The sequence below is a fragment of the Pseudomonas sp. KCJK9111 genome, from assembly GCF_046231935.1.
In the GTDB taxonomy this organism is placed as follows: domain Bacteria; phylum Pseudomonadota; class Gammaproteobacteria; order Pseudomonadales; family Pseudomonadaceae; genus Aquipseudomonas; species Aquipseudomonas parafulva_B.
The window spans coordinates 1-18,265 of the sequence record NZ_JBJJMO010000078.1 but is presented as its reverse complement, the minus strand read 5'-3'; the positions used below and the strand labels follow the sequence as shown (position 1 = coordinate 18,265).

Sequence of the window (18,265 nt, the reverse complement as noted above, 5' to 3'; positions counted from 1 at the left end):
GGTCGCGGGGTAGCGGGGTAGCGGGGAGATGGCGGACCTGCCTCAAACACCTTACCCAAAAAAAACCCGGCTTCTGGGGGAGGAATCCGGGTTAAGACCATTAGGAGTAGAACAAAGGTACGCGGTCCCTGAGTACCTTTATCGCCGCGTCACTCGGGGGGATGCGCCGCGACGACCCTTTGAGTATCGCCCAGGCTACGCACAATGCCAGCCAAAACTGATCGTTTTTTAAACAGATTTGGAATACCCCAGGCCAAGCTGCCAACGATCGAGATGCCCCGCACACCAGTACAAACCGAGATGACCACGGATGATCCGTGCAATTTCGCGCAAGTTAGGCATAATAATCCGCTTCGATCGTCAGCCAGTCCTTCCCATGCAGAAAGAACCTCGTAAGGTCCGTGAGTTTCGCCGTCGCGAACAGGAAATCCTAGACACCGCCCTCAAGCTGTTCCTCGAGCAAGGCGAGGACAGCGTCACCGTCGAAATGATCGCCGACGCCGTGGGTATCGGCAAAGGCACGATCTACAAGCATTTCAAGTCCAAGGCAGAAATTTATCTGCGCCTGATGCTGGACTATGAGCGCGACCTCAATGAGCTGCTGCACTCGGCCGATGTGGACCGCGACAAGGAAGCCCTGTCGCGCGCCTACTTCGAATTTCGCATGCGCGACCCGCAACGCTACAGGCTCTTCGATCGTCTGGAGGAGAAGGTCGTCAAGGGTAACCAGGTGCCGGAACTGGTCGAGCAACTGCATAGTATTCGCGCCTCCAACTTCGATCGCCTTACGCAACTGATCAAAGGCCGCATCAGTGAGGGCAAGCTTGAAGATGTACCCCCTTATTTCCACTATTGCGCCGCCTGGGCACTGGTCCATGGGGCTGTAGCGCTCTATCACTCCCCGTTCTGGAGCAATGTGCTGGAAGATCAGGAAGGCTTCTTCCAGTTCCTGATGGACATCGGCGTACGCATGGGCAATAAACGCAAGCGCGACCCCGACCCCGCCAATTGAGTCAGCACCGGCCCACGCTGGCGATCAAATCAAAGCTGGCGCAAAAGCTGCATTCGTCAGCCATTCGCCGGCTTTTTTGACGCCGGCCACTGGAGGAATGATGCGGAGCCTGGTCTTGGTGCTGACGCTTGCGGCGTTGGGCGGGTGCATGAAAGTGAGTGATATGGGGGAAGGTGTCCGCTATCACATGAGCGATGCCGGCCTGCTGGATCACAGCGATACCCGTCGTACGCTGTCGATTCGGCTGCAGCCCGATTCCTTCATCTTCATTGGGCAAGGTGCATTCGTGCCGCCCGGCAAAGGCCCTGTTCCGCAGCACAATGCGGTGGCCGAAGAGGCCTTCAAAAGCTTCGTCGAGTATTTCCCGATGGTACGCCGTGCCGAGGCACCGCTGGGTCTGGAAGAGGCGATCGCGCAGGCACGCTCATTTGGGGCCGACTACGTGCTCTATACCCGTTTCGCTCGCACCGATGACCGCATAGGCAATGGGGACGAGTGGTATGACGAACAGGCCGTGGACCGACTGGGTTGGGATAGCGGCGTGGTACAGATGATGCTCATCGAAACCAGTACCCGCTACCTGATAGACACGGTCCGTATCAAAAGCCGTGGCGGTTTGTTGACGTTCCATGACCAGACGCCCAGGGATTTGCTTGCGGCGCCCATGCGCGAGTACGCTCGTAGCCTTCTTGGCATGAGTCGGTGAGGCACCGCGATGAATGAGACGGGCAAGGCCAATGACCTGCTGACGCAGCTTCCAACGTCCAAGGGCTTGCCGCCTGTGCACCTCTGGAACCCCGATTTCTGCGGCAACATCGACATGCGTATCGCACGGGACGGGACCTGGTACTACTTGGGTACGCCTATCGGCCGCAAACCGATGGTAAAGCTCTTTTCTTCGATCATCCGCCGCGACGGGGATGATTACTTTCTGGTGACGCCGGTCGAGAAGGTCGGCATCACAGTTGATGACGCGCCGTTTGTGGCCGTGGCCCTGGATGTGACGGGGGAGGGGGAGCAGCAGGTGTTGCGCTTCACCAACAATGTGGATGATCAGGTCGAAGCAGGTCCTGACCATCCGCTGCGGGTAGTGACTGACCCCGTCACCCAAGCGCCTTCACCTTATGTGCTGATGCGCAGCAATCTTGAGGCGTTGATTCACCGCAATGTCTTCTATCAACTGGTCGAGTTGGCCGTTGCGCGGCAAATCGCAGATCAGCAATGGCTGGGCGTGTGGAGCCGAGGTGAGTTCTACCCCATAGGGCAGGTGGATCACCCCTGACTTACGCTTCACCGCAGGTTTCACGGAGGATGAAGGCCGTGTGGAAGGTGGTTGATAACTAGCGCTCCAAAAACACTGTAACGGCTCAACCTCACGGCTTCATACACCTTGAGGAACTTAACCATGGGCCTGCAGATTCTGACCCCGCACGCCGAATCCCAGCTACGCGCCATCGCAGCTCCACTTGTGGCAGCCTGCCCCGATATGCGCCAGTCGGCCCGGGACACCGCCGTGGCGCTGTTGAGAAAACACAACTTGTCGCACCTAGACCCTGACCACGTCTACCTCAACCGTTTCGATACCGCCCAGAGCAGCCCTCGCACCTTCAGCGGCTGGCAGCACCTGGACCCGCCAGTCCAATCCTTCACACTGCCGCAGTTGGTCATGCACCGTTTCGACGTTCATGACCAGGACAACAGCGACCTGCTCAGTTATCTGACCGGCTTTTACAGTAATGGCCCTGGCCCCGGTTTCTATGACGAGCACAATGAGATCCGTTTGGAGCCCCAAGCTGTGCTCGAGGATTTCTGGCAAGTCGACTTCAGTGCCCAGTTCCACCATAGGCTCCAGGCGTTCTGGCAAGAACATGCTGAGCATTTTCGCGTACTGGCGAAGGTCAACTTCCTCGCCAAGGTGATCGAGATGTGCGCGGCCGACAGCAGTACCGCGTTGGCCCAGCTCGTTCGCCGTGTCGCCACGGCGCTGACGGGTCTTGATATCGCATCACCCACGTTGGAGCAACTTCAGGCAGTTGTACCGCCAGCCGCGGGTTATCGCGTGTGTACCTTCGACATTGGCGGGCATGTTGCCAGCGACTTTCTGCGCATTGTGCTGGAGGATGGTTCGCAACTGCTGTACACCCCAGGTGAAACGGAAGCCCTGCACTTTTTCCCAACGCGTCAGGACCTTTACTGGTGGGTATTGAACAATACCAACGAAGCCGAAAACCGGGCGCGCTTCATGGCGCACTTCCCGTTGTCCAGCCGCGCGCAAAAAGATGATCGCCTCGGCCTCAATCACTTGATCGATCTACTGTTCTTCAATTGGGGCGGTGATGATCACAAGTGCCTCAATCAGCTCGATTCCACCCTCACAGGCGATGCGTTCGGTCATCTGCGCGACGCCGCGCACCAGCGCATGACCGACGACGCGCAGTTCGCCCTGCGCAGCAACGCCGACCTGCGTAAACAACTGTGGATCGGCTATCTCAAGGCCTTCGGCCAGCTAGCAGGGCCCATGGCAGCTGTCGACTGGCCGATTGCATTGGCGGTGGTTGGCGCGGGGCTTGCGGATATGGGGCTGAACATCGACCAAGCTGTCAACGGTCATACCACGAGCGAGCGGCAGGCCGGCGTGACCGGTGCGATTTTCGCAGCCATCGACACCTTGTTCAACGCCGCCATGCTGGCCGGTGCCGTAGGCGCAGGCGGCGAGGAAACGCTGATCGATCCACCGGTGCCTGAGGGCGACTCCCTGGCCACTGAGGCAGAGGAGGCGGCCCCCGCGACATCCGCCGAGATTGAAGCTTGGGTACCTGAGCCATTCCGGCCGGTTGACCAGCAAGACCTGCTGGCGCCTTTTGAAACCAATATCATCCTCAGCGCTGAAGCCGGGAGTGGCAGGCAGGAGGGTATCTATCGGCAGAATGGCAAGTTCTATGCGCTGATTGACGAGCGACCCTTCGAGGTCCGTTATGTGCAGCAGATGGGCAGCTGGGTGGTCATCGACCCGGAGAATCCATACTCGTTCTATCGCAACCTGCCCATCCGCATGACAGCAGACGGCCAGTGGCAGCCTCTACAGCGCTCGGGTTTACAGGGTGGCGGGCTGCCCCGCAAATTGCTCGGGGCATGGGGGCGGCGAAGCGATGCGCCTGCCGTGCAGCCGCTGCCTGCAACGCCCTACGAGATTCCGAGCGAAACGCGTCCTCTGCTTGAGGCCGCCGCCAATGCCCCGGGGAAGGAGCGCGCGCTGAGTGGAATCATGGGCAGCTTAGACCCTCAGGTAGAAGCAAGCTACCGGGCATTCCGTGCCAGCCGCGACGCGCTTGCCACCGACGCCGTCGGTTATCTTGAAAATGTCATACCGCCCGCGCGGCCTGCAATACCGACTCTGCCTCGTGATGCCAGTGCCAAGCTGATCATCCGCAGCCTCTACCAGAACAGCGAAGGGCTGGTCATCGGTGAAAGCCATTCGGGGCTGGGCAGCAAGCAGTTTCTGATAGACAACATGCCTGTGCTCAAGCGCGAAAAAATCAAGGTGCTCTACGTTGAGCATTTCATGACCGACTTCCATCAGGCTGACCTTGATGTATTCAACCGCTCGGGCAAGATGCCCGCCCGGTTGAGCACCTATGTGAATGATCTGGATGAAGGTCATGGAGTCGATCTGGCGAGCCGCTACTCGTTTCGCAACGTGCTGATTGCGGCGCAGAAGGCCGGCATCCGTATCCAGTCCATCGACTGCATGGCCAGTTATCGCCAGGCTTGGGCCAACCCGCCATCGGCGGTGATCCGCCAGCAAATGATGAACTTTTACGCGCATGAAATCATCGAGGCGGACCAGGCGGTGCGAGGCCCGAGCCGGTGGGTTGCGCTGATGGGAAATAGCCACGCCAGCGATTTCGAAGGCGTGCGCGGCGTAAGCGAACTTCAGGGGGCAATCAGCTTGCGCGTCGAGGATATTGAGGTGGGTCTGCCCGGCGGCATTGGTGCCGATCCTGGACTGGCAGCCATTGATGAGGCCATGGAGGTACGCCGGGTCAGGAGCGATCTTCGTTTGCAAGTAGCAATTAAAGCGGCGAAGCCAGCTGGTGAGGAAATGTCGGTCATGCTCCGGCATACCGGTACATTCACGTTCGAGAGCACTGATGGCCAGTTGCAGTTGGTGCATCGCAGCCGCGCGGGCGGGTTGGTGTCTACGCCCATCGTCCAAGAAGGCGAGCGTTTTCATATCCGGCGGCCCGAGTGGCCATGGATCAGTGAGCGACGGCTAGCCAGCCTGCGAGAAATGCGGACCCTGCTGGAGCAGCATGGATTACGGTATGTGTTGACGTGATGCGTCGATGGGCTGGAGACGTGGATATGGCCTACGCCTCATTGAGCGTTTGAACGGCACCCGTGCCGTGCTGACCGAACAATGAGCACTGGCCCAGGCATATCGACGTCAGGCACAAAAAAGCCGCTTTGGGTATGTCTGTTTCGACAGCATCCCTCAAAGCGGCGGTTCTGGATTCTTTTCAAAACCCTGTGAAGGGTCTTGATTATCTGGCTCCGCGACCTGGACTCGAACCAGGGACCCAATGATTAACAGTCATTTGCTCTACCGACTGAGCTATCGCGGAATGTGCACGTATCTTACTCAACAGCAGGGGTAAGTCAAGTCACCCCTGCGAAATCAATCAGTTACAGCACCTCAACGATGGCTTTGGTCACCACATGGATATTACTCTGGTTCAGCGCAGCCACGGCTATGCGGCCAGTGTCCAGTGCGTAGATGCCGAACTCGTTCTTCAGCCGGGCCACTTGCTCCACGGTCAGGCCCGAGTAGGAGAACATGCCGACCTGGCGACCCACGAAGCTGAAGTCGCGCTTGGCACCATGATGGGCCAGCAACTCGACCATCTGCTTGCGCATACCATGAATGCGCTCGCGCATTTCTGCCAGCTCGGTTTCCCACATCTGCCGCAACTCTGTGCTGTTGAGCACCGTCGCCACGATCGTGGCGCCGTGGGTAGGCGGGTTGGAGTAGGTGGTACGGATGACCCGCTTGACCTGGGACAGGACGCGGGTGCTTTCGTCTTTGGACGCCGTCACGATCGACAGTGCGCCCACGCGCTCACCGTACAAGGAGAACGATTTGGAGAACGAGCTGGAGACGAAGAACTCAAGGCCCGACTCGGCAAACAGGCGCACGGCAAAGGCGTCCTCGGCGATGCCGTCTCCAAAGCCTTGGTAAGCCATGTCCAGGAAGGGCACATGACCTTTGGCCTTGACCACTTGCAGGACGTTCTTCCAGTCTTCCAGGTCCAGGTCCACCCCGGTCGGGTTGTGGCAGCAGGCGTGGAGCACCACGATGGAGCCAGCGGGCAATGCTTCGAGGTCCTCGAGCATGCCAGCCCGATTCACGCCGTTGGTCGGGGCGTCATAGTAACGATAGGTATGAACCGGGAAGCCCGCTGACTCGAACAGCGCGCGGTGGTTTTCCCAGCTAGGATCGCTGATGGCGACCACGGCCTCGGGGGATACGCGCTTGAGGAAGTCGGCGCCGATCTTCAGTGCGCCCGTACCGCCCACTGCCTGGACGGTAACCACCCGGCCATCGGCCAGCAATGGGGACTGGGCACCGAACAACAGTTTCTGCACCGCTTGGTCATAGGTCGCGATGCCGTCGATCGGCAGGTAGCCACGCGAGGCGTGCTGGGCGGCACGCTGGGTCTCGGCTTCGATCACGGCTCGCAGCAGCGGAATGCGGCCTTCCTCATTGCAGTAGACGCCCACCCCAAGGTTCACCTTGTCGGTGCGTGGGTCGGCATTGAATGCTTCGTTGAGGCCCAGGATAGGGTCGCGGGGTGCCAGCTCGACAGCGGAAAACAGGCTCATTGTTACCTTGGCTCGGATAGGAGTGTAAGGGGAGTATCCGCTCCAGCCGAATGCACTGAAGCGGGGCACAAACGGGGAGTCAGTATAGTGATCCGGCACGGTCACTGCGACACTGCGACGCCGCTTTTACGACTATTTGCGCAAAAAATTTTCGACCCTTGCAGCCTTTGCCCTGTCCACCGTAACACGGGGTCACCGTTGGGCCTTCAAAGCGTCCCCCAGCGTGCCAATTTGGGTATAGACTACTGGCTAAATTTACAGTGCAGCACCGCGAGGTTCGACATGTCCGAGTTCCAGCTCGTCACCCGGTTCCAGCCAGCAGGCGATCAGCCAGAGGCCATTCGGCAAATGGTCGAGGGCATCGAGGCGGGGTTGGCGCACCAGACTTTGCTGGGCGTGACCGGCTCTGGCAAGACCTTCAGCATCGCCAACGTGATCCAGCAGGTGCAGCGCCCCACGTTGGTCCTGGCACCGAACAAGACGCTGGCGGCGCAGTTGTACGGCGAATTCAAGGCCTTCTTCCCCAACAATGCGGTGGAGTACTTCGTCTCCTACTACGACTACTATCAGCCCGAAGCCTATGTGCCCTCATCGGACACCTTCATCGAGAAGGATGCCTCGATCAACGACCATATCGAGCAGATGCGCCTTTCCGCCACCAAAGCGCTGCTCGAACGGCGTGACGCAATCATCGTCACCACCGTGTCCTGCATCTACGGCCTGGGCAGCCCTGAAACCTACCTCAAGATGGTGCTGCACATCGACCGGGGCGACAAGCTCGACCAGCGCGCGCTGCTACGCCGGCTGGCCGACTTGCAGTACACCCGCAATGAAATGGACTTCGCCCGTGCCACCTTCCGTGTGCGTGGGGATGTCATCGATATCTACCCGGCCGAATCGGACCTCGAAGCCATCCGTGTCGAGCTGTTCGACGACGAGGTGGAAAACATCGCCGCGTTCGATCCGCTGACGGGCGAAATCCTGCGCAAGTTGCCAAGGTTCACGTTCTACCCCAAGAGCCACTACGTGACGCCGCGAGAAACGCTGCTTCAGGCGGTGGAAGGCATCAAGGAAGAATTGGCCGACCGGCTTGAGTACCTGCACAAGGCCAACAAGCTCGTGGAGGCCCAGCGTCTTGAGCAGCGTACCCGCTTTGACCTGGAAATGATCATGGAGCTGGGTTACTGCAACGGTATCGAAAACTACTCTCGCTATTTGTCCGGTCGTCCTGCAGGTGCACCGCCGCCTACGCTGTATGACTACCTGCCCGCCGATGCGCTGCTGGTCATCGATGAATCGCACGTCAGCGTTCCCCAGGTGGGTGCCATGTACAAAGGGGACCGTTCGCGCAAGGAAACGCTGGTGGAGTACGGGTTTCGTCTGCCGTCGGCGCTGGATAATCGCCCCATGCGCTTCGACGAATGGGAGAGCGTCAGTCCGCAGACCATCTTCGTATCCGCAACGCCCGGCCCCTACGAAGAGACCCATGCTGGGCGCGTCGTCGAGCAGGTAGTGCGTCCGACAGGTCTGGTCGACCCGCAGATCGAAATACGCCCTGCGCTGACCCAGGTAGATGACCTGCTGTCGGAGATCCGCAAGCGTGTGGCCCTTGGCGAGCGCGTGTTGGCCACCACATTGACCAAGCGCATGTCCGAGGACTTGACCGATTACCTGGCAGACCATGACGTACGGGTCCGTTACCTGCACTCCGACATCGACACCGTGGAGCGGGTCGAGATCATCCGCGACTTGCGGCTGGGCACGTTCGATGTACTGGTCGGCATCAACCTGCTGCGCGAAGGTTTGGACATGCCCGAGGTTTCGCTGGTTGCCATTCTGGACGCGGACAAGGAAGGCTTCCTGCGCTCCGAACGTTCGCTGATCCAGACCATTGGCCGTGCTGCGCGCAACCTCAATGGCCGGGCGATTCTGTATGCTGACGCCATCACCGGTTCGATGCAGCGGGCCATTGACGAGACCGAGCGGCGTCGAGAAAAACAGATCGCCTTCAACCAAGCGCACGGTATCGTGCCCAAGAGTGTGGTCAAGGACATCACCGATATCCTTGAGGGTGCAACCGTCCCGGGCGCTCGCAGCAAAAAACGCAAGGGGATGGCCAAGGCGGCGGAGGAGAGCGCGCGCTACGAAGCCGAGTTGCGCACCCCAGGCGAGATCACCAAGCGTATCAAGCAGCTCGAAGACAAGATGATGCAGTATGCCCGTGACCTGGAGTTCGAAGCCGCTGCCCAGTTGCGTGACGAGATCACCCAGCTGCGAGATCGCCTGATCGCTAGTTGATGCCTGGTGGCCTGCATTAGCAGGCGACATCGCCCTCCACGCAAGCCGCCCACGGTAGGCCATACCGAGGGCGCGGCATCATGAGGGCAGGCTCAGGTTAACGGCATCGCTGGAGCCCGGTGCCCGCCACCTGCTAACATCGAGGCTTTGTTTCATCTTCCGTTCGAGACTCCCATGACCACCGTACGCACGCGTATCGCGCCATCGCCTACCGGCGACCCCCATGTCGGCACCGCTTACATCGCCCTGTTCAACTACTGCTTCGCCAAGCAGCACGGCGGCGAGTTCATCCTGCGCATCGAAGACACCGATCAGCTGCGCTCCACGCGCGAGTCAGAGCAGCAGATCTTCGATGCGTTGCGTTGGCTGGGTATCGAATGGAACGAGGGCCCGGACGTGGGTGGCCCGCATGGCCCGTATCGGCAGAGCGAGCGCGGTGAAATCTACGCCCAGTATGCCAAGCAGCTGGTCGACGCCGGTCATGCGTTCTACTGCTTCTGCACCGCCGAGGAGCTGGAGCAGATGCGCGCCGAACAGCAGGCCCGCGGCGAGACGCCTCGTTACGACGGGCGTGCACTGCTGCTGAGCGCCGATGAAGTGCAGCGCCGCCTGGACGCAGGCGAGCCCCATGTGATCCGTATGAAAGTGCCCACCGAGGGTGTGTGCGTGGTGCCGGACATGCTGCGCGGCGACGTGGAGATCCCGTGGGATCGCATGGACATGCAAGTGTTGATGAAAAACGATGGCCTGCCCACGTACTTCCTCGCCAACGTGGTCGATGATCACCTGATGGGCATCACCCACGTACTGCGCGGTGAAGAGTGGCTGCCGTCGGCGCCCAAGTTGATCAAGTTGTACGAGTACTTCGGTTGGGAGCAACCCAAGCTGTGCTACATGCCCCTGCTGCGTAACCCGGACAAGTCCAAGCTTTCCAAGCGCAAGAACCCGACGTCGGTGACCTTCTACGAGCGCATGGGCTTCATGCCCGAGGCCATGCTCAATTACCTGGGCCGGATGGGTTGGTCCATGCCCGATGAGCGCGAGAAGTTCTCGCTGGCCGAGATGGTGGAGCATTTCGACCTGTCCCGCGTTTCGCTGGGCGGGCCGATCTTCGACATCGAGAAGCTCTCCTGGCTCAACGGCCAATGGCTGCGTGAGCTCCCGGTGGAGGCCTTTGCCCAGCGCCTGCAGAAGTGGGCGTTCAACAGCGAATACATGATGAAGATCGCGCCGCATGTGCAGGGCCGGGTTGAAACGTTCAGTCAGGTGGTGCCCCTGGGCGGGTTCTTCTTCGAAGGTGCACTGAAGCTTGACGCCAAGTTGTTCGAAAGCAAGAAGTTGTCGGCCGATCAGGTGCGCCAGGTCCTGCAATTGATCCTGTGGAAGCTCGAGAGTCTGCGTCAATGGGAAAAAGAGCGCATCACCGGTTGCATCCAGTGCGTGGTCGATGCATTGGAACTGAAGCTGCGTGACGCCATGCCCTTGATGTTCGCCGCCATTACCGGGCAGGCAAGCTCGGTGTCGGTGCTCGATGCCATGGAAATCCTCGGCCCTGACTTGACCCGCTATCGTCTGCGTCAGGCATTGGATTTGCTGGGCGGTGTTTCCAAGAAAGAAAACAAGGAATGGGAAAAGCAGCTGGCTACCATCGCTTGAGATGAGGAAGGCGGGCAGGCTGTCGTTTGCATGACGGTCTGCCGGTCTCGCGCGCAATGATCCAGGGCTGAAGACTGTTCTGACCCCGCTGATCGGCCGATATTGCGGGGCAGGGCGGTAAGTGATTGTTATCTGTGAAAAAACTTTTGGTTTTTTTGAAGATTTAGTTTGACAGGCCTGCACCTGGATCTTAATATGCGCCCCGTCCACAGCGATGAACATAAACGAAATGCCAGGCACCCAGCCAGCGTATCGGTTCAGCGTGACTATGTGGGGCTATAGCTCAGCTGGGAGAGCGCCTGCATGGCATGCAGGAGGTCAGCGGTTCGATCCCGCTTAGCTCCACCAAATTCCTGTTGTCAGCCAATGGCTGGCACGTAGAACGGGCACCAGCAGCACGTTCTTGAAGGTAAGAAGGTTCGTCCCCTTCGTCTAGTGGCCTAGGACACCGCCCTTTCACGGCGGTAACAGGGGTTCGAGTCCCCTAGGGGACGCCAGTTTTATACAAGCAGTGTTTCGACAGTGCTGGGCCGCGAGGCTAAAAATCTGGGGCTATAGCTCAGCTGGGAGAGCGCCTGCATGGCATGCAGGAGGTCAGCGGTTCGATCCCGCTTAGCTCCACCAATTACTGCCAGGGTTTGCATTGCAGACTTTTGCGAAGGTTATGTCCCCTTCGTCTAGTGGCCTAGGACACCGCCCTTTCACGGCGGTAACAGGGGTTCGAGTCCCCTAGGGGACGCCAGTTTTACACAAGCAGTGTTTCGACAGTGCTGGGCCGCGAGGCTAAAAATCTGGGGCTATAGCTCAGCTGGGAGAGCGCCTGCATGGCATGCAGGAGGTCAGCGGTTCGATCCCGCTTAGCTCCACCAATTACTGCCAGGGTTTGCATTGCAGACTTTTGCGAAGGTTACGTCCCCTTCGTCTAGTGGCCTAGGACACCGCCCTTTCACGGCGGTAACAGGGGTTCGAGTCCCCTAGGGGACGCCATGTTTACCCGCGTTTTGCGGGACTTTAAAGGCTCATTCGCATATTGAATGGGCCTTTTGTTTTTTCTACCGAAAAAATCCCAACGCCGCCCTCCGTTCTGGGGTAGACATTTCTCGTTCGCTCACTGCTAAATCCCTTTTTTGCCCTTGGGACATCAACATGAGCTGGGACCTGCCCACACCTTTCATCATCGACGTGCATGTCGGCAGCGAAGACATCGATGGCCTGGGGCATGCCAACAATGCCGTCTACGTCACCTGGCTGGAGCGGTGCGCCTGGCGGCATTCCCAACGCCTGGGGTTGGACCTGGCGGCGTATCGCCGGCTTGATCGCGCCATGGCGGTGGTCCGTCACGAAATCGATTACCTCGCCGCCGCTTACGAAGGTGACGAATTGGAATTAGCCACCTGGATCGTCGACTGGGACCTGCGTCTGCGCATGACCCGACGCTTTCAGCTGCGCCGTGCGCGCGATGGGGTGGTATTGCTCCGCGCCCGGACCACCTTTGCCTGTATCGAGCTCTCTACCGGCAAACCCAAGCGCATGCCTGCCGAATTTCTGGAAGGTTACGCGCCAGCGCTGATCCCAGCCTGAAGCATGCGCAAATTTTGCTAGACTGCCGCCTTTTGCGCCGAGATCATTCCATGCAAATTGCTCTGGCCCCGATGGAGGGGCTGGTCGACAACATTCTGCGAGACGTGCTGACCCGCGTAGGCGGCGTCGATTGGTGCGTCAGCGAATTCATCCGCGTCTGTGATCGTCTGCTGCCAGCTTCTTCGTTCCATAAACTGGCCCCCGAGCTGAGCAACGGCGCGCATACGGCGGCAGGGGTGCCCATGCGTGTGCAACTGCTGGGGTCTGACCCGGTGTGCCTTGCCGATAACGCTGCATTGGCCTGCGAGTTGGGCGCCCCGGTAATCGACCTCAACTTTGGCTGCCCTGCCAAGACGGTGAACAAGTCCCGGGGCGGGGCGGTGCTGCTCAAGGAGCCTGAGCTGCTTCACGCCATTGTCCGCGAGGTCCGGCGCGCGGTGCCTGCCTCGATCCCCGTCACCGCCAAGATGCGCCTGGGTTTTGACAGCCCGGACGGGGCGCTGGACTGTGGCGTGGCCCTGGCCGAGGGCGGGGCGGCCCATTTGGTGGTGCATGCGCGGACCAAGGTTGAAGGCTACAAGCCACCCGCGCATTGGGAATGGGTGGCGCGCGTGCAGGACGTGGTCAAGGTGCCGGTGTATGCCAATGGCGAGATCTGGACAGTCGAGGACTGGCGTCGTTGCCGGGAAGTCAGCGGCGCCGAGCACATCATGCTGGGGCGTGGCCTGGTGTCTCGCCCTGACCTGGGTGTGCAGATCGCCGCCGCCAATGCCGGGACGCCCTACCAGGCCATGGGCTGGGATCAACTGCTGCCGCTACTTCAGGCATTCTGGCGTCAGGCCCAGGCCAAACTGTCACCCCGTTACGCCCCGGGACGCATGAAGCAGTGGGTCGCCATGTTGACGCGCAGCTACCCCGAGGCCGTGCTGCTGTTTGCCGAGCTGCGCCGCGAAGATGACTGCGCGCGCATCGGGCGCTTGCTTGGCCTGACGCCGACGGCAGATGAAGCACAGGTAGCGTGACCGCCTGGCACAGCCGAAATTTTTTTTGGCACTGCCCTTGAAAGCACATTGATGGGCCATATCTCTTGAGTACGCGATGCCGAATTCGGGTCGCGTAATGACTTACTTGCTGATATCTCAGGAGTTATGACCATGACTACCGCTTTCTCTCTTGCACCACTGTTCCGCCACTCCGTTGGTTTCGACCGCTTCAATGACCTGTTCGAATCCGCGGCCCGTAATGAGGCCGGTAGCAGCTACCCGCCCTACAACGTGGAAAAGCACGGTGATGACCAGTACCGCATCGTGGTTGCCGCGGCTGGTTTCCAGGAAGAGGATCTCGACCTTCAGGTCGAAAAAGGCGTGCTCACCGTTACCGGTGGCAAGCGTGACAATGGCTCGGCAGAAGTGACATACCTGCACCAGGGCATTGCCCAGCGCGCCTTCAAGCTCTCCTTCCGCCTGGCTGACCACATCGAGGTCAAGGCTGCTGGCTTGGCCAACGGTCTGCTCAGCATTGATCTGCTGCGTATCGTGCCAGAAGAAGCCAAGGCCAAACGCATCCCGATCAACGGCGAGCAACCCGCGCTGAATTGATCCAGCGCATCACCAAGAAGGGCACCCTAGGGTGCCCTTCTTGCGTTGTGCTGGTCAGGGCGCTTGCAACAGTTGCCTAAACGCCTGCAGTGGCAAAGGTCGGCTGTGCAGGTAGCCCTGGTACAGGTGACACCCCAGTTTTTCCAGAAACGCCAGCTGTTCGGCCAGCTCTACACCCTCGGCGATTACCGCAAGCCCAAGGCTAAGCGCCATGGCCACGATGGCGCGGACGATTTCAGCATCGTTGGGGTCTATCGTCACGTCACGGACGAACGTCTGGTCGATCTTCAGGGCATCGATAGGAAGGCGTTTGAGGTAGGTCAGCGAGGAGTACCCTGTGCCGAAGTCGTCCATTGCAAACGTTACCCCATGCCTTTGCAACTCCCGCATCTTGGCAATGGTGTCTTCCAGGTTCTGGATGACGATACCTTCGGTGATCTCGAGCTTGAGCAGTTTCCTGGGCAGTTGACTGTCGTCGAGGCTGCGCAAGACGCGGCCAACAAAATCTTTCTGGCGAAATTGCCGCGGGCTGATGTTGACGCACAGGCTGAAATCGTCGACATCGATCAAGCCGTCTGCCAGCAGGTGGGCGCAGGCAACGCACGCCTCATCGAGGACCCAGTTGCCCACCTCCAGAATCAACCCGCTTTCCTCCAGGACCTGGATGAACTGGCCCGGCGACTGCTGGCCGAGTTGAGGGTGGTGCCAGCGTAGCAGCACCTCGGCACCGACGATCCGTTTGTCGCGCGCGTCGACCTGTGGTTGGTAATGCAAGGCCATTTCGCCACGGGCCAGCGCCAGGCGTAGATCACTCTCCATGCGCAGGCGTTCGCTGGCCGCCTTCTGCATGGTGGCGTGAAACAGTTGAGTCGTGTTGCGCCCGGAGTCCTTGGCGCGGTAAAGCGCGATGTCGGCGCGTTTGAGCAGATCGGCTGGGGTTGTGCCGTGATCCGGGATCAAAGCCACGCCAATGCTGGGGGTCACCTGCAAACGCTGGCCGTCGAGTGACATGGGCTGGGCCAATAGGGCGCGTACGGTGTCAGCCAGCTGGCGAACCGTATCCTCCACCTCATCACGATTGCCTTCCAGGCCACTGAGCAGTACCACGAACTCGTCACCACCCAGCCGTGCCACGGTGTCCTCCACACGTACACTGGCCTCAAGCCTGGCCGTGATGATCTTGAGCACGGCATCACCGACCGGGTGGCCCAGCGAGTCGTTGATGTGCTTGAAATGATCCAGGTCGAGGAAAAGCAGGGCGCCACGCAAGTCGCGCCGCTTGAGCAGGGCAATCTGCTGACCCAGCCGCTCCATCAGCAGGGCACGGTTTGGGAGATTGGTCAGCGGGTCATGGTAGGCAAGGTGGCGGATCTGTGCCTGGGCTTGTTTCAGTTGGCTGACGTCCCGGGCGGTCATCAGCAGGCACTCTACATCGTTGAGCATGATCTGCTCCACGGACACCTCTACCGTCAGGAGATCGCCGCGCTTGTTGCGCCCCAGCATTTCCCGATGATGTACCCGGCCATGCTCGCGCAGTTCAGCCAGCAGGGCGGTTCGCTGTTGCGCATCGGTCCAGATTCCGATGTCGAATACGGTGCGCCCGACGACTTCGCCCGCCGAGTATCCAGTCAGCCGGCAGAAACCGTCGTTGATTTCCAGGTAGCGCCCGGTTAGGCATTCGGTGATGGTGATGGCGTCCGGGCTTGAGTGAAACGCCTTGGCGAATTTCTCTTCGCTGGATTTGAGCGCAGCCTCTGCCCGCTGCTGTTGAGTGATGTCGCGCAGCGTGGTGACGCTGCAGGGTTGGTTGTCGACCGTGATGAGGCGGCTGGAGATCAGGCAGGTCAAGGCTTCGCCACTGCGGTGGTGGACGACCAACGCCACGTTGCTCAAGGCCTGCTCGCGGATGACCCGCTCGATGCGGTGGGCTCGCAGGGCAGATTCGGCCCACAGGCCTATCTCCTGAGCCGTGCGGCCGATCAACTGCTCGGTCGTCCAACCGAAGGTGTGAGTAAAGGCGGGGTTGATCTCGATGAACTGTCCCGTGTCCTGACGCGTCACGCAGATCGGGTCGGGGCTGACTTGAAACAGGCTGGCAAACTTTTCTTCCGAGGCACTGAGGCGAAGCTCGCGTTCAACCTGGTCGGTGATGTCGAGCAGGGTGCCCGCCATGCGCAGAGGGTTGCCGTGCTCGTCGCGATACAAGCGCGCACGGCTTTCGATATACCGCGAGACGCCGTTCTCCAACTGTACCCGGTACGTGAACTGATAATTGCCGGCCGGCCCTTCGCGCAGGCTGCTGTAGGCCTTGCGCATGGAGAGGCGTTCCTGTTCCGGAACGCCTTCGAAAAACGCATCGAAGGACTCGTGAAAGGCTACTGGCGGCAGCCCGTGCAGTTGCGCAGCCCGCGCCGAACCGTAGAGCATGCCGCTGGGAATGTGCCAGTCCCACGTGCCCAGCTGCGCCGAGTCCAGCGCAAGGTCCAGGCGCTCCTGGCTGTCCTTGAGGGCAAGGTCCGCGCGCTTGCGCTCGGTGGTGTCGACGAAGGTGCTGAGCTGATAGGTGGTGCCTTCGAGCTCGATGCCCTGGGTGCAAAGGATGCCATCATGGACCTTGCCGTCGCTGCCGCGGAACTGCACCTCCATGGTCAGCGGGCCGCCGCTCAGGCGAGAAGAATCGAGCATGTGCTGGCGTTGTGCGGCGTCGGCCCACAACCCCAGCGCCACGCTGGTGCGGCCGATGACCTGGCTGGCGGGCCAGGCGAACGTATCTTCGAAGTGCTGATTGACTTCGAAGATCATGCCGTCTTCACGACGGGTCAACAAAATGGCGTTGGGGCTCAGGTGGAAAAGGGTAGCAAGGCGCTTTTCAGAGTTCATCAGCGCAGTTTCCCGCTCGCGCTGGCGCGTGATCTCGCGCACTACCCCAATCATCTGCGGTCTGCCGTGCGGGTCGCAGGTCAGGCTGCCATTGATCTCCAGCCAATGCAGGCTGCCGTCTGGCCAGCGAATGCGGTGGCGCATGGCTCGCCCCACCGGTTCGCCATCGAACACCGCCTGAAACGCCTTGCGTGTTCGCGCGCGGTCCTCCTCGGCCAGCAGGTCCAGGTAATCGATGTCTCCGGGCAGGGCGCGCAGCGGGTCGAAACCGAACAGGGCCTGGGTGCCGCGGGACCAGCTTACCCGGCCGCTTTCGATATCCCAAAGCCACGCACCCAGGCGCGCACCGTTCAGGGCAGCCAACAGCTGCGGCGCACTCTGCCAGGCCTGCTCCGACGCCTCGGGGTCTGCCGCATGGATACGCGGCAGGCGCATGGAGCGGTTTGCTGATTTGGGCATGGTTACCAGACCTTTGGCATGGGACACATCCTTGAAGGGGCCGGGCAGACGGCTATTCAGGCGCTTGCAGCATGGCCATCGAGCAGGGCCATGAACGCCTTGGCGGCGTTGGACAGGGTGCGCTCGGTGTGCAGAATGTAGCCTAGCTGGCGGGACAACCCAATGCCGGGCAAGGCGATGGGCGCCACCTGCTCGTCAAGCATCGTGCGCGGCAGCACGCTCCAGGCCAGGCCGATCGATACCATCATCTTGATGGTTTCCAGGTAGTTGGTGCTCATGGCGATGTTCGGTGTCAGGCCTTGGCTTTCGAACAGACGCTGGACAATGTGGTGGGTGAACGTATTGCCCCCCGGAAACACGGCGGGGTGGCACGACACATCAGCAAGGGTAACGGCGTCGTTGTTGGCCAATGGGTGCTCCGGGGCGGCTACGAAATCCAGCGCGTCCTGCCATACCGGTACAGCGTTGATCAGGGGATGAGGTTCAGGTGCCAGGGTAATGACGGCGAGTTCGGCTCGACCATGCAGAATCTCATCGTAGGCCTGTTCCGAATCCAGGAACTGAATATCCAACGCCACCGCCGGGTATTGCCGGGTGAAAGCCCGCAACAGTGGGGGGAGGCGGTGCAGGCCGATGTGATGGCTTGTTGCCAGGGTCAGGCGCCCCCCCACTTCCCCTGACAGATTGGTCAGCGCCCGTCGGGTATCCTCCAGTACGTTGAGGATCTGGTAGGCCCTGGGCAACAATGCCCGCCCGGCTTCGGTCAAGGTCACCTCGCGCCCCAGGCGGTCGAATAACCGTGTGCTCAGCTGCTGCTCCAGGCCAGCAATGCGCTTGCTGACAGCGGGCTGCGTTAGGTACAGGCGTTCTGCCGCACTGGAAAAGCTGCCGGTTTCCG

12 protein-coding genes and 7 tRNA genes are annotated in these 18,265 nt (G+C 60.3%); 15 read left to right on the top strand and 4 right to left on the bottom strand.

Going from position 1 to position 18,265, the window contains the following annotated elements; genetic code table 11:
- Positions 1 to 376: 376 nt before the first annotated feature.
- From ACK59L_RS19495 to ACK59L_RS19480, 4 genes are all read left to right on the top strand, one after another.
- The gene (locus ACK59L_RS19495; protein ID WP_058605557.1) at positions 377 to 1,012 is read left to right on the top strand and encodes a TetR/AcrR family transcriptional regulator; all 636 of its coding nucleotides are present in this window, start codon (positions 377 to 379) and stop codon (positions 1,010 to 1,012) included.
- 100 nt (positions 1,013 to 1,112) lie between these two features.
- Complete coding sequence (locus ACK59L_RS19490; protein WP_058605556.1) at positions 1,113 to 1,718, top strand: DUF4823 domain-containing protein; 606 nt, start codon at positions 1,113 to 1,115, stop codon at positions 1,716 to 1,718.
- A 9-nt stretch (positions 1,719 to 1,727) separates the two neighbouring features.
- Positions 1,728 to 2,294: a DUF1285 domain-containing protein gene (locus ACK59L_RS19485; protein ID WP_196137093.1), complete on the top strand. Its 567-nt coding sequence runs from the start codon at positions 1,728 to 1,730 to the stop codon at positions 2,292 to 2,294.
- Between the two features lie 123 nt (positions 2,295 to 2,417).
- Positions 2,418 to 5,351, top strand: a complete 2,934-nt coding sequence (locus ACK59L_RS19480; protein WP_409275451.1) for a dermonecrotic toxin domain-containing protein — start codon at positions 2,418 to 2,420, stop codon at positions 5,349 to 5,351.
- A 210-nt stretch (positions 5,352 to 5,561) separates the two neighbouring features.
- On the opposite strand, the gene ACK59L_RS19475 is transcribed toward ACK59L_RS19480, so the two are convergent.
- Positions 5,562 to 5,637, bottom strand: a tRNA-Asn gene (locus tag ACK59L_RS19475).
- A 61-nt stretch (positions 5,638 to 5,698) separates the two neighbouring features.
- Entirely contained in the window at positions 5,699 to 6,895 is a 1,197-nt protein-coding gene (locus ACK59L_RS19470; RefSeq protein ID WP_409275450.1) for an amino acid aminotransferase, read from the bottom strand.
- A 282-nt stretch (positions 6,896 to 7,177) separates the two neighbouring features.
- Between ACK59L_RS19470 and uvrB the strand changes: the two genes are divergently transcribed.
- The 11 genes from uvrB to ACK59L_RS19415 all read left to right on the top strand — a co-directional run bounded on the left by uvrB (position 7,178) and on the right by ACK59L_RS19415 (position 14,028).
- Positions 7,178 to 9,193 carry an excinuclease ABC subunit UvrB gene (gene uvrB / locus ACK59L_RS19465; RefSeq protein ID WP_196137096.1) on the top strand — a complete coding sequence of 672 codons (2,016 nt, stop codon included), beginning with the start codon at positions 7,178 to 7,180 and terminating at the stop codon, positions 9,191 to 9,193.
- Positions 9,194 to 9,367: 174 nt separating this feature from the next.
- Positions 9,368 to 10,849, top strand: coding sequence for a glutamate--tRNA ligase (gltX, locus tag ACK59L_RS19460; protein ID WP_196137097.1), 1,482 nt, complete (start codon positions 9,368 to 9,370; stop codon positions 10,847 to 10,849).
- Between the two features lie 272 nt (positions 10,850 to 11,121).
- Positions 11,122 to 11,197 (top strand) — tRNA-Ala (locus ACK59L_RS19455).
- Between the two features lie 73 nt (positions 11,198 to 11,270).
- Positions 11,271 to 11,346, top strand: a tRNA-Glu gene (locus ACK59L_RS19450).
- A gap of 51 nt (positions 11,347 to 11,397) precedes the next feature.
- Positions 11,398 to 11,473 (top strand) — tRNA-Ala (locus tag ACK59L_RS19445).
- A gap of 42 nt (positions 11,474 to 11,515) precedes the next feature.
- Positions 11,516 to 11,591 (top strand) — tRNA-Glu (locus ACK59L_RS19440).
- A 51-nt stretch (positions 11,592 to 11,642) separates the two neighbouring features.
- Positions 11,643 to 11,718, top strand: a tRNA-Ala gene (locus ACK59L_RS19435).
- Positions 11,719 to 11,760: 42 nt separating this feature from the next.
- Positions 11,761 to 11,836, top strand: a tRNA-Glu gene (locus ACK59L_RS19430).
- A 159-nt stretch (positions 11,837 to 11,995) separates the two neighbouring features.
- Entirely contained in the window at positions 11,996 to 12,430 is a 435-nt protein-coding gene (locus tag ACK59L_RS19425; protein WP_409275447.1) for an acyl-CoA thioesterase, read from the top strand.
- Between the two features lie 50 nt (positions 12,431 to 12,480).
- Entirely contained in the window at positions 12,481 to 13,452 is a 972-nt protein-coding gene (locus ACK59L_RS19420) for a tRNA dihydrouridine synthase (RefSeq protein ID WP_409275445.1), read from the top strand.
- A gap of 132 nt (positions 13,453 to 13,584) precedes the next feature.
- A complete protein-coding gene (locus tag ACK59L_RS19415; protein ID WP_027916483.1) occupies positions 13,585 to 14,028 on the top strand; it encodes an Hsp20 family protein in 444 nt (147 codons plus the stop codon).
- Positions 14,029 to 14,082: 54 nt separating this feature from the next.
- Here the strand turns inward: ACK59L_RS19415 and ACK59L_RS19410 are convergent, their stop codons facing one another.
- Together ACK59L_RS19410 and ACK59L_RS19405 are read right to left on the bottom strand one after the other, a co-directional pair.
- Positions 14,083 to 17,367, bottom strand: coding sequence for an EAL domain-containing protein (locus tag ACK59L_RS19410; RefSeq protein WP_409275443.1), 3,285 nt, complete (start codon positions 17,365 to 17,367; stop codon positions 14,083 to 14,085).
- A gap of 56 nt (positions 17,368 to 17,423) precedes the next feature.
- On the bottom strand, positions 17,424 to 18,265 hold an 842-nt coding region (locus ACK59L_RS19405), incomplete at its 5' end, for a LysR family transcriptional regulator (protein WP_409275441.1).

Bases quoted from the DNA above. Each gene is read 5' to 3' on its own strand.
- ACK59L_RS19495 (WP_058605557.1), top strand. From the start codon at position 377: ATGCAGAAAGAACCTCGTAAGGTCCGTGAGTTTCGCCGTCGCGAACAG.
- ACK59L_RS19490 (WP_058605556.1), top strand. From the start codon at position 1,113: ATGCGGAGCCTGGTCTTGGTGCTGACGCTTGCGGCGTTGGGCGGGTGC.
- ACK59L_RS19485 (WP_196137093.1), top strand. From the start codon at position 1,728: ATGAATGAGACGGGCAAGGCCAATGACCTGCTGACGCAGCTTCCAACG.
- ACK59L_RS19480 (WP_409275451.1), top strand. From the start codon at position 2,418: ATGGGCCTGCAGATTCTGACCCCGCACGCCGAATCCCAGCTACGCGCC.
- ACK59L_RS19470 (WP_409275450.1), bottom strand. From the start codon at position 6,895: ATGAGCCTGTTTTCCGCTGTCGAGCTGGCACCCCGCGACCCTATCCTG.
- uvrB (WP_196137096.1), top strand. From the start codon at position 7,178: ATGTCCGAGTTCCAGCTCGTCACCCGGTTCCAGCCAGCAGGCGATCAG.
- gltX (WP_196137097.1), top strand. From the start codon at position 9,368: ATGACCACCGTACGCACGCGTATCGCGCCATCGCCTACCGGCGACCCC.
- ACK59L_RS19425 (WP_409275447.1), top strand. From the start codon at position 11,996: ATGAGCTGGGACCTGCCCACACCTTTCATCATCGACGTGCATGTCGGC.
- ACK59L_RS19420 (WP_409275445.1), top strand. From the start codon at position 12,481: ATGCAAATTGCTCTGGCCCCGATGGAGGGGCTGGTCGACAACATTCTG.
- ACK59L_RS19415 (WP_027916483.1), top strand. From the start codon at position 13,585: ATGACTACCGCTTTCTCTCTTGCACCACTGTTCCGCCACTCCGTTGGT.
- ACK59L_RS19410 (WP_409275443.1), bottom strand. From the start codon at position 17,367: ATGCCCAAATCAGCAAACCGCTCCATGCGCCTGCCGCGTATCCATGCG.